Below are 15,202 nucleotides of genomic sequence, written 5' to 3'. Positions count from 1 at the left end.
GGACCGGGCTCCGGCCGCTGCCGGAGTCCGGTCCCGGGCGCCGGCCGGTCACCGGGCGCCGTTGCCCTCCCGCTGCCGCAGGACCGCCAGGTCCACCGCCCGGTCGACGGCGGGCAGGCAGGTGGCGATGTCCGTGTGGAGCACGTACTCCACCGATGCGACCGTGTGCAGGCCCTGGACGAGGAAGGTGTACTCCCGGTCGCGCTCCAGCAGCAGGACGATCGGCTTGTCGAAGGCGCTGGCCCAGCCGATCTCGATGTGGGTGCCCGGGGAGGCCGGGTGGCCCGGCAGGGCCACGAAGACGTCGGCCTTGCGGATCTCGTCCTGGTCGAGCTTCGTGCACTGCTCCGGCCGCATCAGTTCCGCCCCCCACGCCTCGCGGCGGTGGGCGTTGTGCACGGAGAGTCCCTGTGCCTCGAAGTGCTTGATCAGGACGTCGAACGGGGCCCGGGCGTCGGCCGGCATCTCTCCGGTCTCGGGGTCCAGGAGCTGGATGAACGGGCCGGCGAGGAAGATCGAGCGGATCCCCAGGTCGGGGCGGGAGCCAGGGGAGCCGAGGGGCTGCGTGATGGCCATGGGGTTACCTCCGGAGTGGCGCTGGTGCGCGGTGTCGGGTGCGGGCCGACCGGCGCGCGGTCGGGCGTGGCTGAGGGGCGGCCGGGATCAGTCCTTGAGGAAGCACTGGATGAAGGCGTCGCCCGTGGTGCCGCCGTGCGTGTACTCGGTGGTGTCGTAGGCGACGAAGGGGTGCCGCTCGACCCGGATCCGGCGGAAGTGCGGGAGGTACTGCCAGCGCAGTTCGGGCTTGGTGCTGAAGAACGGGATGAACACCCCGCCGGGGCGCAGCACGCGGACGACCTCCGGCATGGTCCTGGCCCACAGTTCGGCGTCCGTCCAGACGTCCATGTCGAGGGCCGGGTCGAAGAACATTCCGTCGATGCTCTCCGACGGCAGCTCGAAGATCCGCTCGAAGAAGTCGCCGCGCTCGACCGTGAGGTTGTCGGGCACGTGGGGGTGCCGGGCCCGGAACAGGTCCTCGACCTCGTCGAAGAGTTCCAGCACCGTGTGGCTGCGGGTCGCCGGGTTGCCGGCGATGCGCAGCGCGGACAGGCCGAGGCCCAGCCCGACCTCGTAGAAGTCCCGTCCGTACGCGCACAGCATGTCGGCGGAGGCCCACATCAGGTCCCGCTCCCAGGCCTGCATGGCCTGCTCACCGCCGATGCTGAGGGTCACTTGGCCGTCCTGCTCGATCAGTTCGATCGCCGGCTTGTCCTGGGGCGAGGCGCCCCGCTCCGCGACGTTCTGACTTTCCATTGGTCTGCTCCCTACGGGGGTGTGGGCGGGGGTCGGGCACTGAGGGTCGGGCACCGGGCGGTCGGTCAGGTGGTTCGGGGAACGACTCCGAAGTGGCGCCGCGCCGTGGAGACCGCGAGGTCCTGTACGGCGAACACCGTGAAGTAATAGGCCTGCGGGGCGGTTTGGGGGGCGAACCGCACGCGGAACGCGACGTCCTCGGCCCGCCCACCGGTAAGCCGGAGCCTGGTGGTGGCCGGCTCCACGGTCGTGTCCTCGCGCAGGTAGGTCGGGACGAAGAGGCCCAGCCGGACCGGCCCGGTGCGGGCCGCGGTGACCGCGGCCCGTACCTCCAGCACCCCGCCCTGCTCGACCTCGTCCGCCGCGTGGGCGAGCAGGGTGGGGGCATCCGGGATCCGGAAGGTGACATCGCCGCACCGCATGCAGACGGCGCACGTCGTGTCCAGGACGTGCGGGAGCAGGCCCCGCCGGGTGAACTCCTGCGCGGGGCGGCCGCAGTGGCAGGTGACCTCCCGGACTTCCGGGTCCAGGCTGCTGCGGTCGCCGAAGTGCGCCGGGTAGTTCATCAGCTCGGTCTCGGGTTCGGCCGCGACCTGCTCGGTGATCACGTGGTCGAGGGACTGGAGGTCCGCCGTGAGCGAGGCCTCGATCTGCTCGGGCGACTGGTCGGCGAGATGGGTGGGCCTGGCCACCCAGAGGTCGACCTTCCGGGCCAGTTTGGTCAGCCGGGGTCGCAACGGGTGGTTGTGCGGCAGCAGGTCCGAGGCGAGGTAGGCGGTGAGCCGGCCGCCCACGGTCAGCAGCAGCGGGTCGGGGCGGTGGTCCGCCGGGGCGGGCGGCGCCGGAGTGTCCTGCGGTGCCCCCGGCAGTCCGAACCGCATGAACGCCGGGTACGGGTGCGAGCCCGCCAGGCTGGCGTTGAGGGTGTCGACCGAGTCCGCGCCGATGAGGGCGCCGTGCATCCAGGCGACGTTCTCCGGCCGGTCGGAGTCGTGCACCGACACGGCCGAGACCACCGTACGGGCCGGACCGTCGAGCGCGTTCAGCAACAGCTGGTACTTCGGGTCGTACAGGGCGAGGTCCGCGAGCGGACCGCTGTTGCACGCGCTGAGCACCAGTTCCACGGCCTCCACCCGGTTGAGGGGGACCAGCTTGTCCTCCGGCTTGTAGCAGGGCAGCCCGTACGCGCAGCGCGGGCCGAGCAGGCCGGGCGTGGCCGGGGCCGAGGCGTTGAGACCGCAGATGGTGAACTCGCCGAGGTTGACGCTGTCGTCCTTGCCGTGCCCCTGGAAGCCCACCCGCCGCCACCGGGTGCCCAGGATCTCCGCCTGGATGTCCGCACGCTCGAAGTCCCGGTCGTCGAAGACCTGGACGCCGGGCAGCCGGGGCGGCCGGTCGGTGTCGGTGAAGAGGCCCAGCGCATCGACGTCGAGAGCGGGTTCCGCGTACTGCTTGGCGACGTTCCAGCAGACCGAGGCGCCGTCGCGGCCGCTCAGCAGCGTCAGTCCGTGCCGCGGGCCGCGATAGGTCGCCATCAGCAGGGCCCGGACGGGATCGAGGGTCAGCCGGTCGTAACAGCCGACGAGCAGCAGCGAACCTCCGTGCCGGGCCCGGAACGCCGCGACGTCCGCCAGTTCTTCCTCGCCCACCCACGTCCGGGCGAGCGGACGGGCCAGCTCCGCGAGCCCTTCGGGCAGGTGCGCCTCGCCGAGGACGATGCCGACGTCCAGCGGGTGCGGCCGCCGCAGGCCGCCGTACAGCCGGCCGGCGAGCTCGACGCTCTCCGCCAGATCGGCGCGGTCCTCGGTCGGCACCGGCACCGGCAGGAGCCGGGGGGAGTCCAGGAACTCCCGGACGGCCCGGGCCAACTCCTGCCGGGTGACCGGACGGAACAGGGGGGCCGGCCCGGACGGCCGGTCGGTTCGCTGCTCGGTGAGCGCGGCGTTCATGGTGGACCACCTCGTGTTGCCCGCGCCGGGGCGCGAGGGAAGGGGGGCGGGCAGTGGGAGCGGGAAGGAAGAGGAGCGGCTCGCGCCGGGGTGCGCGTGAACGGAGGGGCCGGCGGGGGGGCCTCGGGTGGCGGGCACGGCCGTCATGCCGCGTACTTCACCGTCGGCACCGCCCGGCGGGTCAGCAGCCCCCGGCAGGCGAAGGCCAGCCCCGCGGCGACCAGGGCCGTCCCCGTCGCCGCCGCGAACACCGTCCGGGGCCCGAACGGATCCATCAGCAGCCCGCCGGCCTGTTGGCCCAGGGCGTCGCCCAGGACGGTGGCCAGCGACGCCCAGGTGAACGCCTCCGCCATGGACCGTCCGTCGGCGATGCCGCTCACCAGGCTCATCTCGGTGGCGGAGACCAGGGCGATGGGTACGCTGCCCACCGCGAGCGCCACGGCCAGGCCCACCTGCGAGCCCGCGAGCAGCGTCAGCCCGGTGCCGACGGCGTACGCCAACAGCAGGCGCGGCAAGCGCACTTGGGGGGCCACCTCGGACTGGGACCGGCCGAGCCAGACGGCGCCCAGCGCGCTGCCGACACCCCAGCAGGCGTACACCACGCCCGCGCCGCCCGGAGCCCCGTGCCGGTCGACGAACGCCGGGATCGCCAGGGTCAGCAGACCGATGGGCACCGCGGAGACGGCCATGATGCCGGTGAGCGCCAGCAGGGCCGGCTCCCGTAGCGGGCCCAGCGGGTGGCGGGGGCCTTTCGGCGCCGCCGGCACCTCTTCGGTGCCGGCCGGCAGCCGGGTGCAGGCGAGCCCGAGTGTGCCCAGGCCGCCGATCGCCGCGATCACCGTCAGCGCGAGGCCCGCCGAGCCGGCCAGCATCAGCGCCGCCAGCATCAGCGGCGCGCCGATCACCAGGACCTCGGTGAGCAGGGCCTCCCAGAGGTAGGCCGTCTCGCGTTCCTCTTCCCGGAGCGGCAGCCGCGCCCAGAGCGAGCGCATGCAGGCGTTCGCGGGAGGCAGCACCACCCCCGCGACGACCGCCGCCACCGGCTGCGCCCACCCGCCCGGGCGGGTCGCCCACACCAGGACGGCGAGCGCCGCCGGGTAGGCGAAGGCGGTCGCGGTCAGCACCGCCGAGCGGCCGCTGCGATCGAGGCGGCGGGCGATCAGCGGGCTGCCCAGGGCCATCCCGAGCGTGTACAGCGCGGCGACCAGTCCGGCCTGGGCGTAACTGCCGCCCTGTTCACGGACGGTCAGGACGAGGGCCAGCGACATCAGGTAGACCGGCAGTCTGGAGACGACGCTCCACCAGGCCGCCCCGGCCACCCGGGGACGCGTGAGCAGGTCGAGGAAGCGACGGGGCAGGCCGCTGGTCACGTGTCGGTCTCCGTTTCGATGGCGGCGCGGCGCGGTGCGGACGGGTCGGCTGCCGGGCCGCCGTTCGGGCGGGCGGCTCGGGCGGCGGTCAGATGGGGACGGCGTACGCCGCCTCCTGCGCCACCACCTCGATCGTGAAACGGGTGAGCACCTCGCGCATGCGGGTCTCCACCTCCCCGACCGAGGCTCCCACGACATGGGCGTACCCCGAGGCGTTGTGCGAGGCCCGGCGGGCCGTCACCGTGTCACCGGCGCGGACCTTGAGCACCGCGTCGATGACTCCGGGCATCCCCAGGAGCTCGTCCCGGGAGGTGATCCGCCCGACCAGCCCGCTGCCGGGCAGCGGCAGCAGCAGGTCGCCGGCGCAGCGGCGCTCCCGGTAGTCGAGGTCCGGGCGGCGGCCGAGGTAGACCGCCAGGGTGGCGCCGAACACGTCGAAGCCGTACGCGTGGCCGTGGTTGGCGGGAATCTCGCAGCCCGCGAGCCGTACGCCGATCTCACCGGCGTACACCTCGCCGTCGATCAGGAAGAACTCCATGTGGGCATAGCCGTGGTCGATGCCCATCCCCGTGATGATGCGCTGGACGAGCGCCCGCAGGTCGACCGGCGGACCCTCGCCGGTGCCGACGCTGATGTTGGCGTTCATCGCGCCGTCGACGATGTCCAGCGGACGGCAGGGCATGGCGCTCGGCCACGCGTCGAGGACCTCGCCGCCCAGGACGATCGCGCAGACCTCCCACTCGGTGCCTCCGAGGTACTCCTCCACCATCCAGTCCCGGGCCGCGAGGTCGATCCCCGCGAGGTCGCCCGGCCCGTCGAGCCGGTAGGTGTCCACGCAGGCGAACGAGTCCACCGGCTTGAGCACCACCGGCCAGCCGTGCCGGCCGGCGAACCGTTCGACCTCGGTTCCCGACCGCACGCGAGCGAACTCCGCGGTACGCAGGCCCAGTTCACGGAAGCACGCCTTCATGGCGGCCTTGTCCCGGACCAGGGCCACCTGCCGCTCGGTCAGGTGCGGCAGGCCGGCCAGCTCCGCGAACCGCTGGGCCTCGGCCTGCCGGGGCTCCGACGGGTTGCAGAACCGGGTCGGCGGTACCGGCAGCCCGGCCGCCCACTCCCGGTACCGCCGGGCCTCCTCGGCCACCGGGGCGTCCTCGCGCACCCAGAAGGCGGGCAGGTGCGCGGTCTCCAGCAGGTAGTCCTCCGGCAGGTCCGGCCGGGTGTCGGCGAACCGCAGCAGAACCAGCCGGCCGGCCAGCTCCCGGGCCGCGTAACGGGTGAAGGACGACGGCCGGTCGTCCACCATCAACAGCACCTCGGCGCCGCTCACACCGCCTCCAGCACCTGGCGGACGGCCTTGGCCGCGAGCGCCTGTTCCTCCTCCGGAAGTTCCGGGGAGAGCGGCACGCACAGGGTGCGGTCCAGCAGGTCCCCGGTCCGGGCGAAGCCGTCGCGGCTGAGGGTGAGGGGTCCCTCCGGTGCGTGGTTCCACGGAAAGCCGTCACGGTAGAGCGAACGACGGCCGGTGAGCACGGGATGCTCGGGCAGCAGGTACTTGCCGAGCGTCCAGTTGGCGATGCCGGCCTCGGTGAGCGCGGCCACCGCGGCGTCCCGCAGCTCCTTGCTCTCGCACCGGAACCGCAGGCTGACCTTCACGTCGCCGGCGGCCCGGGGCCGGACCTGCAGGTCGGGCCGGCCGGGCAGTTCGTTCATGGCGATCGCGTACATCCGCTCCAACCCGGTGAGCAGCTCGTCGAGGTGCCGGAACTGCTGGCACTGGACGGCCGCGACCTGCTCGCTGGTCACGAAGTTCTCCCCGAACTGGGCGTCCTCGTCCCACGTCGGGTAGCGGCCGGGCACCCGCGCCGAGCCGTGGTCGTGATAGCGGCGCATGGTCGCCCAGGCTTCGTCGTCGTTGGTGAGGACGAGCCCGCCCTCGCCCGAGGTGAGGACCTTGTTGTGGTGGAAGCTGAACGTCCCGGCGTAGCCCGCCGTCCCGACGTACCGGCCGTCGGGGAGGCGCGCGCCGAGGGACTGCGCGCAGTCCTCGACCAGGTAGGGCACGTCCACCGGCAGGGGCGCCACGGTGCCCTCCATATGGGCCGTGATCACCCGCTGCGCGTCCGGCGGCAGCAGCGTCGGGTCCATGGAGAGCGAGTCGTCTGCGTCCACCAGCACCGGGATCAGACCGCACGACAGCACCGCACCGGCCACCGCGACGAACGTCACCGCCGGGATGTGCACCAGGTCGCCGATGGCCGGGCGGGTGGAGATCAGCGCCAGCCTCAACGCCTCCGTGCAGTTGTGCACGGCCAGCGCGTGGCCCGCACCGAGGCGTTCGGCCACGGTCCGCTCCAGGCGGGAGGCCATGCTCTCGGTTTCGGTCTGGTACCGGAACAGGACCTGGTGCTCGATCACCTTCCGCAGTTCCGCCATGTCGGACCAGTCGAGGTAGTTCGCTCCGTAGGGCAGGAAGCGCTGCCCGAGCCGCTTGTCGAGTGTGCTCATGGTGTGTCGCGCTCCGTGATCGGCTGCGCGTCACCGCCGACGACCATTTCCTGGCCTCGGTAGTTGCGGAGCAGCAGGCCTTCGGGGGTGGGGGTGAAGGAGGGCCGCGCGATCGGGATCTTGCCGATCCTGGTCGTCAGCACGTACTGGGGGACGCCGAACCCGGTGATGTGGCCCTGGAGGCCGTCCATGATCTCCCAGCCCTTCTCCACCGTCGTCATGAAGTGCGAGACCCCGGTGACGTTGTCGCAGTGGTAGAGGTAGTACGGCCGGACCCGGATCCGCAGCAGCTCGGTCATCAGGGTGCGCATGGTGGCGACGTCGTCGTTGATCCCGCGCAGCAGCACGGTCTGGTTCCCGACCGGGATGCCGTGCCGCAGCAGGCGGTCCACGGCCGCCGAGGCCTCCGGCGTGATCTCCTTCGGATGGTTGAAATGGGTGTTCAGCCAGACCGGGTGGTAGCGGGAGAGCATCGAGCAGAGGTCTTCGGTGATCCGCTGCGGCAGCAGCACGGGGAACCTGCTGCCGATCCGGATGATCTCCACGCTGGGGATCGCCCGCAGCCCGGCGACGATCTCCTCCAGCTTGCCGTCCTGGTAGGACAGCGGGTCGCCGCCGGTCAGCAGGACGTCCCGGATCTCCGGGTGGTCAGCGATGTAGCGCAGGTCCTCGTCGAAGGAGCCGCCCTCGTCGTCACGGAAGTAGGTGCCGTCGACGTCGGTCGTGTGGAACTTGCGCGTGCAGTGGCGGCAGTAGACGGGGCAGGCCTCGGTGATCAGCATGATCACGCGGTCCGGGTACTTGTGCACGACCCGGTTGGTCTTGCGGTAGTAGGTGTCCCCGACGGGGTCGACCTCGGCCCCGGGGAACTCCATCAGCTCCCCGAGCGCCGGCACTGCCTGCAGGCGGACCGGACAGGCGGGGTCGTCCGGGTCCATCAGGGAGGCGTAGTACGGGGTGACGCTCCAACGGTACTTGCCCGCCACCCCGGCGATGGCCTCCTCCTCGTCGGCGCTGAGGTTGATCCACTGCCTGGCCTTCTCGACGTTGGTGATGCGTCGGCGCATGTGCCAGCGCCAGTCGCCCCAGTCGGTCTCCGGGACCCTGGGGCGGATCAGTTCGGGGCGGGTGGCGGGTACGGGTTCGCGGAGGGTGTCGGACATGGCGGCTCCAGCACGACGCGGACGACGTGGGTGAGGTGGCCGGAAACGGCGGGGCCGGACCGGCGGGCTGATGAGGCGGCGTGAACGCACGGGGCGCCACGGCCCCGCGGTGGGCGGGCGCGGGGCAGGGCTCACAGGGGCGCGAGCGCGAGTTGGCGGAGGGTACGGGCGACCCGCTGCGCACCGCGCAGGTCGTCCAGGGCCGGGTCGAGCAGGTGCCACGGACCGGCTGACGCCGCAGGTGCCCACAGGCGCGGATCTTCGGGGTCGTCGGCCGATGGCAGCGGCAGGACCTCGCCGACCTGTTCGGCGAGGGCCCGCTGAGCGAGTCCCAGCGGTGGCAGCAGTGCCAGTGGTGCCCGTCGCGCCTGTGCGAGGGCGAGCGCCCCGAGCACCGGCGAGGCGAGGAACACGGCGGCGTCGGCGTGGAGCGCGTCCGGGTCGGCCTCGGCGGCCCGGAGCACCCGGAGGCCCGGATGTTCCGCCAGGGCGGACCGTACGCGTGCGAGCCCGGTGTCGGCGACCACGGTGCAACTCCCGGTGTGGTGCAGCGCGGCGGCGACCAGCTCCCGCAGCGCTCCGGAGGCGAAGGCCTCCGCTTCGGTGTCGGGGACGTGCCACAGGGACATCAGCAGGAGGGTGCCCGAGCGGGTCCGGCTCCGGCCGGTGCGCCGCGGCGCGAGGACTCCGGTGGGCCGTGCGCCCCGGGCCGGCGGCGCGGGCGGGGGCAACCACCCCGGCCGGTGCACCCGTACGAGCGCCCGGTCCGGCGGCGCTTCGCCGGCGGGTGTGCTCGCGGGCCCCGATCGCAAGTGCACCACCGGTACGCCCAGCGTCAGGAGCCGCTCGGTGGCGGCCACGTCGTCGCAGACCAGCGCCGCGACCGGTGGGGGTTCGAGTTCGGACCAGCCGGTCCGGCGCAGGTCGCCGAGGTGGGCGGCAACCCGGCCGAGGGCGAGGGTCGAGTCCAGCTGGTCCTCGCGGGCGCTCAGCAGCACCCGCGGGCCGGGGGCGCCGCCGCCGTCCGGCGCGGCCGGGGGCGCCCCTGCCGGGTTCAGTAGTGCCATGCTCCCACCGCCCCGAGCCGGGCCACGTCGTCGCTGTATCCGGCGGCGGTGGTGGAGCACCCGCTGCACACTTCGGGACCGCGCTCGCGGAAGTAGTCGGCGTGCGCCCGGAACACCGGGGTGTCCAGCCGGATCACTCCCCGCTCCCGCAGGGGTGCACCACCGGGCCCGTCGTCGCCCTCCCGGTGGGGGATGCAGCTGCACGCGTACATCCGCCCGTACTTGCCGTCGACGTAGATGACGTCGTCGGCGACGTGGCAGAGCGGTTCGGCGGCGCGCGGGGTGACGGACCCGGTGAAGTACCGCTCCTGTTCCCGCGGGGTGTCGCCGTAGAAGCGCTTGCCCATCGGTACCAGCAGGGCGGCCGGGTCGGCGTCGTAGATCGGATCGCAGACGCTGCGGACGTGGCCGGCGTCGGGGTAGGTGATCGTGCGGTCGAGCTTGAGCGCCGACAGCTCCCACTGGCGCACCCCCGCCTCCGTCAGGACCTCCTGGAGACGTGGCATCTCGGTGTAATTGTGCGGTCCCACCACGGTGTTGACCCTGGGGAGGACACCGAGCGCGGCCGCGTCCCGCAGACCCCGCAGCCCGCTGTCGAACATGCCGGGGGAACGCCGGTAGACGTCGTGGGTGGCGCCCGAGGCGCCGTCCAGGCTGACGATCACCTGGGCGAGGCCCGCCTCGGCCAGGGCGGCGGCCATGCGGGGCAGCAGCGAGCCGTTGGTGATGAGGGACATCTTCATCCCGCCGGCCGTGCCCGCGCGCACCAGCTCCACCACTTCCGGGTGCATCAGCGGTTCGCCCCCGGTGAACCGGACGTAGCCCACCCCGGCGTCCCTGGCCTTGGGCACCAGGTCGTCGAAGTCCTCCCGGGAGAAACGGAACGTGTCGCGGGAAAGGGCGAACTCGCACATGAAGCAGTCGGCGTTGCAGGCTTCGAGGATCCGGATGAAGAGGTAGCGATCGCGTGTACGCACGGGGTGGAGACCTTCGGCTCACGGGACGGGTGGGACGGTGCGGGTGGAACGGCACCGGGCGGTGACCGGGTCGGCCGGAACGCGCGGCTCGGGCGGGTCAGGAGAGCGGACCGGCGGCACCCAGGACCTCGAGCAGCGCGTCGGCGACCTGCGCCGCGCCACCGGTGCCCACCGCGGTGGTGAGCGCGCCCCACTCGTCGACGTCGGCGGAGCGGTGCAGCGCGCCCAGCACGCCGTCGCGCAGGGCGTGGCTGACGTCCTGCCGGCCGTCGCCCTGCGCGGCCGCCCGGATCGCCCCGTAGATCCGCTCCAGGGCGTGGTCCTCGCCTTCCGAACGGAGCGCCAGGGCCTCGTCCTCGACGAGCACGTCCTTGGGCCAGAGCACCCGAAGCCGGGTCCCGAGCGCTTGGCTGTGGTACCGGCCGTTGAAGATCTGGCTGAGGTTCTGCGGCGGCAGGCAGACGGTGGGCACGTTCAGCCCGCCCGCTTCGAGCAGGGTGGTCAGACCGGGCGAGGTGAGCAGTACGTCGCAGGCCTCCAGCCGTTCCAGGAATTCGCTGTGCCCGAGCGGGCCGGCGGTCGTTCGCGGCGGGGTGACGGACGAGTCGACGAGGCGGCCCGCCAGGTCGCCGGGCAGGTTGCCGGCGATGTGGACCTCCTCGATGCCGTAGGCGGCAAGGGCCTCCAGGACGGCCGGGACGACCAGGCGGGGGTACTGCTCCGGATCGACGAGACTCGGCGCCCGCAGACCGCCCAGGTTGACCAGTGCCCTGCGGTACGGGCGGCCGGCGCCCCGCCGGGCGCCGGGCTCCGGCTCCGGCTCCGGCTCCGAGGCACGGGGTCGGGCGATGACGGCCTCGACCCAGCGCAGCCCCCGGGCGTCTGCCAGGACGGCCCGGCACTCTGGCGGCAGCTCGACGCTCTTCTGGGCGCAATACACCGTCGCGTCCAGCGGCAGCGCGGCCCGGTCACCCTCGGACCAGAGGAAGGGCAGGCTGTCGACGAAAACCGTGGGCACGCCGACGGCCAGCAGTGCCGTCGCGGCCGCGCCGTCCAGGACGACCACGGCGGCCCGCACCCCCTGTGACCGCACGAACTCCCCTACCGCGGGGGCCAACCGGCCGGGATCGTCCGGCAGGTCGTGCCAGCCGTCGACCGCGTGCTCGGCGAGCAGGGGCCGGCCCAGTCCCGACGCCATTCCGACGAACCGCAGGGGAGGTGTCGACCGGTCCCGCAGCGCCGAGAGCACCGCGCTCAGCTTTCCCGAGCTTCCCCATCCGAATTCCGCTCCGACGAGCGCGACGGTGACGGGATCCACCCGCGCGGCAGGGACCGCGGAGTGCGTGGCGGCAATGGACGGCATTGACTGGCTCTCGCATTTCCATGGGGGAGGTGGCACGCCTGAACAAGGAACGAAACACCGCGCACGCATCCGCATCTACGCAGGCGCAGGTCACCCCGGGTGAGATCACATGGCCTCTCCCCGAAGCTCCTTTCGAGCACAACCCTCCCGTACGGCCAGTGCATGATGCAAGGATCGGGGCGGCACAGAAACCGGGCGAGTGAATATCCTGATCAGACGAATAAGTATCAGCCGATGAAAAAGAACTGAGGATACGTCACGAGATCGGAAATCCATCGGGCAGGCCGCCGGAACCGAATCGCCTCCCGGATGTTCGGCCGCTAGCATTTGCACCATGGGCTACCTCGAAGCCGTCTCCCTCGGTCACGTTCTCCCCGACGGCCGCGAACTGTTCCGTGACGTCTCATTCCGGGTACCGGCAGGTCAAACGGTCGCTCTCATCGGCAACAACGGTGCGGGCAAGACCACTCTCCTACGCACCCTCACGGGCGAAATCCCTGCGCAGCGCGGATCGTTCCGCAGTCAGGGCGCCGTCGCGGTCATGCCACAGTTCATCGGCAGCCTGCGCGACGACCGCACCGTCCGGGACCTCCTGCTCACCGTCGCGCCGCCGCCGCTGCGGAGAGCCGCCGCCGCTCTCGACGCGGCCGAGCTGGCCATGATGGAGGCCGACGACGAGCCCACCCAGGTCAGCTACGCCCAGGCTCTGGTGGATTGGGGCGAGGCAGGCGGGTACGACCACGAGGTGCTGTGGGACACGGTGACGGTCGCCGCACTCGGCGTCCCCTTCCAGGCCGCGCAGTTCCGGGAGGTCTCGACGCTGTCCGGCGGGGAGCAGAAGAGACTCGTCCTCGAGGCCCTGCTCCGCGGCCCGGCCGAACTGCTGCTGCTGGACGAGCCGGACAACTATCTGGATGTTCCGGGTAAGCGCTGGCTGGAGGAGCAACTCGCCCAGACCCGGCAGGGCGTGCTGCTGATCACCCATGACCGTGAGGTGCTGAGCCGCACGGCCGGCCAGGTCGTGACGCTGGAGGGCGGAACGGCCTGGACCCACGGCGGCGGATTCGCCACCTGGGGCGAGGCCCGGGAAGCCCGCTGGCAGCGCGCGGCGGAGCTGCGGCAGCGCTGGAGCGAGAAGCACGAACAGCTCAAGGAGCTCGTCCGTACCTTGCGCCAACAGTCCTCCATCAGTGACGAGATGGCCTCGCGGTACCACGCGGCCCAGACGCGACTGGGGAAGTTCGAGGCAGTCGGACCGCCACCCGCGCCGCCGCGCCGGCAGCGGGTCGCACCGGACCTGCGCGGCGGCCGGACCGGCATCCGCGCGATCACCTGCAAGAACCTTGAACTCGGCGGCCTGATGCGTCCGTTCGACCTGGAGGTGTTCTTCGGAGACCGGGTCTGCGTCCTGGGTTCGAACGGATCCGGCAAGAGCCACTTCCTGCGCCTGTTGGGCGAGGTCTCCACGGACACGGCCACGACCGTGGCGCACACCGGTGAGTGCAGACTGGGCGCACGCGTCCGGCCCGGGCTGTTCGCCCAGACTCACCAGCACCCGGAATGGGCCGGCCGGACACCGGCCGACATCCTCGGCGCCGGCGAGGGCGACCGCCCCGGACTGGACCTCCAGGGCGCCATGTCAGCCCTGAGCCGCTACGGCCTGGCGGGCGCGGGCCGTCAGAACTTCGAAACCCTGTCGGGCGGTCAGCAGGCACGCTTCCAGGTCCTGCTGCTGGAACTCGCCGGTGCGACACTGCTGTTGCTGGACGAGCCGACCGACAACCTCGACCTGATCTCGGCCGAGGCATTGGAGCAGGCTCTGGCCGGCTTCATCGGGACGGTGGTGGCAGTGACCCATGACCGCTGGTTCGCAAGGGTGTTCAGCCGGTTCCTCGTCTTCCGGGAGGACGGCCGGGTGGTGGAGGCGGATGAACCGGTGTGGGATGAGGGCCGGGTCAACCGCGTCCGCAGCTGACCACGAACCGGGGGAGATCGAGCTCCACGCCAAGGCGTTCGCCCTGCTCATGCAGTCGGCCGTCTCCGGCGAACCGGCCATGCCACTCATCAGAGCACGCGGCAGCCGGCCAGCGGCGCGGGCTGGCGGCGGCCGCCGGAAGCCACCCCGCCAACAGCGCTACTCGTACGTACTCTTCCGCAGGGCGCGGTGTCGGCGGTCGCCCTGGCCGGCTCCGTTCACCGCTGCGAGTGACGGGAGCGCCGCTCCGTTGTTCCACAGTCCTCTTTCGGGGAGCAGCCGAGGGCGCACCCGCGTAGGAAACCCAATCCTCCACGGTGGTACAGCCACTGGTGATAGCCTCACGTCGCTACGCGGACCCGGGCTCAAGCGCCGGGCCTGACATGCGGCTTGTCTGTCGGCCATGCGCACGAGTACGCAACTCGCGCGACACGTCGATGTGCGGGCCCTCTCCCCTGACTACGACGGCGGTACCGATGCGGAGGCGCGTCGCGCTGCCGTGCCGAGACGTGAAACGAGACCGGAAATGATCCATTCGTTTATCGCGCACATGAGCCCCGGACGATGCAGGGTATTCGCCCTCGTCAAGGACCCCCACGAGCGCCTGGAAGTGGTCACCACGCTGGGATCGGCCGACCTGGCCCTGAGCGACGAACTCGTCGAGGCCCTCAACGGTCACCTCTTCGACCAGGACGGAGCTGCCCTCGGGACGGTGCTCGACCGGGCTCCGCACCCGGTACGCATGGCCGTACGGCAGTACCTCCAGGGCAGGCCCGCGCCGGAACTCGGAACGTTCACACCGTACGGGCCCATCGGCATCGTTCGGGAAGCCGTCTACTTCAGGGCCATCGACGGCGAGCTCGAGGAGTACCTCGACGGCGCCTACATGATCGGGCTCGGGATCCGCATGTCGAACGAGCGCCGGTCCGACGGCGACGTCGAATGGGTACTCCAGCTGCGCGACGACGAGGTGTCCGTCCCGGCGAGCGCCGAACCCCGTACCTGGGCTCTTCCCGCCGACGTGAAGCTTCTGAGCACCTGGACCAGCGAGCAGCCGCTTGGCGGTCTCGGCCCGGTGCGCTGCGCGCTCGAGCTGGCGGAGGCCGCGAGCGGGGAAGGACAGTGGGTCAGGGTTCACACGCTGCTGCGCAGTGATCGTGACGAGGACTACGAGGGCAACGGGTCCTCGGAGTTCGTCGTGGACGTCTTCGACGCGCCGATCCCGTTTCACGAAGCGACCGAGTAGACGCGGCATCAGAAGGAACCCGGGGCCCGGCGACCGCATCCGCCGGAATCCGGGTCGCCCCCGGTTCCGGGCGCACCGGCCCGGTACCGGGGGCACGCGCCTGGGAGTTCCGCAGCATGAGGCTGCTGGACGACCTCGGTGACGTCCAGCGCACGCTGGCGCGGGTGGAGACCGGCCGGTCCGTCCGTACGTCGGGCGGCACGGGCCGCCTCGCGCAAGGCCCCGGGCGTGGCCGTGCCCGCTCAGGGTGCGGACGCATCGGGGCACTCC

At 72.1% G+C, this 15,202-nt stretch carries 12 protein-coding genes; 2 read left to right on the top strand and 10 right to left on the bottom strand.

Annotated elements, in window-relative coordinates; translation table 11 throughout:
• Positions 1–48: 48 nt before the first annotated feature.
• The 10 genes from ACFV0Q_RS08520 to ACFV0Q_RS08475 form a co-directional block, all read right to left on the bottom strand.
• Positions 49–576, bottom strand: a complete 528-nt coding sequence (locus ACFV0Q_RS08520; protein ID WP_385002456.1) for a nucleoside 2-deoxyribosyltransferase — start codon at positions 574–576, stop codon at positions 49–51.
• Between the two features lie 87 nt (positions 577–663).
• Positions 664–1,314: a class I SAM-dependent methyltransferase gene (locus ACFV0Q_RS08515; protein WP_385002453.1), complete on the bottom strand. Its 651-nt coding sequence runs from the start codon at positions 1,312–1,314 to the stop codon at positions 664–666.
• 65 nt (positions 1,315–1,379) lie between these two features.
• Positions 1,380–3,263: a hypothetical protein gene (locus ACFV0Q_RS08510; protein WP_385002450.1), complete on the bottom strand. Its 1,884-nt coding sequence runs from the start codon at positions 3,261–3,263 to the stop codon at positions 1,380–1,382.
• A 143-nt stretch (positions 3,264–3,406) separates the two neighbouring features.
• Positions 3,407–4,633, bottom strand: a complete 1,227-nt coding sequence (locus tag ACFV0Q_RS08505) for an MFS transporter (protein WP_385002447.1) — start codon at positions 4,631–4,633, stop codon at positions 3,407–3,409.
• An 88-nt stretch (positions 4,634–4,721) separates the two neighbouring features.
• Entirely contained in the window at positions 4,722–5,963 is a 1,242-nt protein-coding gene (locus ACFV0Q_RS08500) for an ATP-dependent carboxylate-amine ligase (protein WP_385002444.1), read from the bottom strand.
• Entirely contained in the window at positions 5,960–7,141 is a 1,182-nt protein-coding gene (locus ACFV0Q_RS08495) for a DegT/DnrJ/EryC1/StrS family aminotransferase (protein ID WP_385002441.1), read from the bottom strand. Before ACFV0Q_RS08495 ends, ACFV0Q_RS08500 begins: the two co-directional genes overlap by 4 nt.
• Entirely contained in the window at positions 7,138–8,304 is a 1,167-nt protein-coding gene (gene blsG, locus ACFV0Q_RS08490) for an arginine 2,3-aminomutase (RefSeq protein ID WP_385002438.1), read from the bottom strand. Before blsG ends, ACFV0Q_RS08495 begins: the two co-directional genes overlap by 4 nt.
• A gap of 131 nt (positions 8,305–8,435) precedes the next feature.
• Positions 8,436–9,371 carry a CGA synthase-related protein gene (gene blsF / locus ACFV0Q_RS08485; RefSeq protein WP_385002435.1) on the bottom strand — a complete coding sequence of 312 codons (936 nt, stop codon included), beginning with the start codon at positions 9,369–9,371 and terminating at the stop codon, positions 8,436–8,438.
• Entirely contained in the window at positions 9,359–10,348 is a 990-nt protein-coding gene (gene blsE, locus ACFV0Q_RS08480; protein ID WP_385002432.1) for a cytosylglucuronate decarboxylase, read from the bottom strand. Before blsE ends, blsF begins: the two co-directional genes overlap by 13 nt.
• A gap of 97 nt (positions 10,349–10,445) precedes the next feature.
• Positions 10,446–11,711 (bottom strand): hydroxymethylcytosylglucuronate/cytosylglucuronate synthase, encoded by a 1,266-nt coding sequence (locus ACFV0Q_RS08475; RefSeq protein ID WP_385002430.1) that lies wholly within the window; start codon positions 11,709–11,711, stop codon positions 10,446–10,448.
• A 334-nt stretch (positions 11,712–12,045) separates the two neighbouring features.
• Here ACFV0Q_RS08475 and ACFV0Q_RS08470 point away from each other — a divergent pair, with 334 nt between their 5' ends.
• Complete coding sequence (locus ACFV0Q_RS08470) at positions 12,046–13,686, top strand: ABC-F family ATP-binding cassette domain-containing protein (RefSeq protein ID WP_385002427.1); 1,641 nt, start codon at positions 12,046–12,048, stop codon at positions 13,684–13,686.
• Positions 13,687–14,212: 526 nt separating this feature from the next.
• Positions 14,213–14,932 (top strand): hypothetical protein, encoded by a 720-nt coding sequence (locus ACFV0Q_RS08465; RefSeq protein WP_385002424.1) that lies wholly within the window; start codon positions 14,213–14,215, stop codon positions 14,930–14,932.
• The last annotated feature ends 270 nt before the right edge of the window (positions 14,933–15,202 follow it).

It is taken from the genome of Streptomyces sp. NPDC059564, assembly GCF_042735575.1.
GTDB lineage: Bacteria > Actinomycetota > Actinomycetes > Streptomycetales > Streptomycetaceae > Streptomyces.
This window is presented reverse-complemented; position numbering and strand designations above follow the sequence as displayed.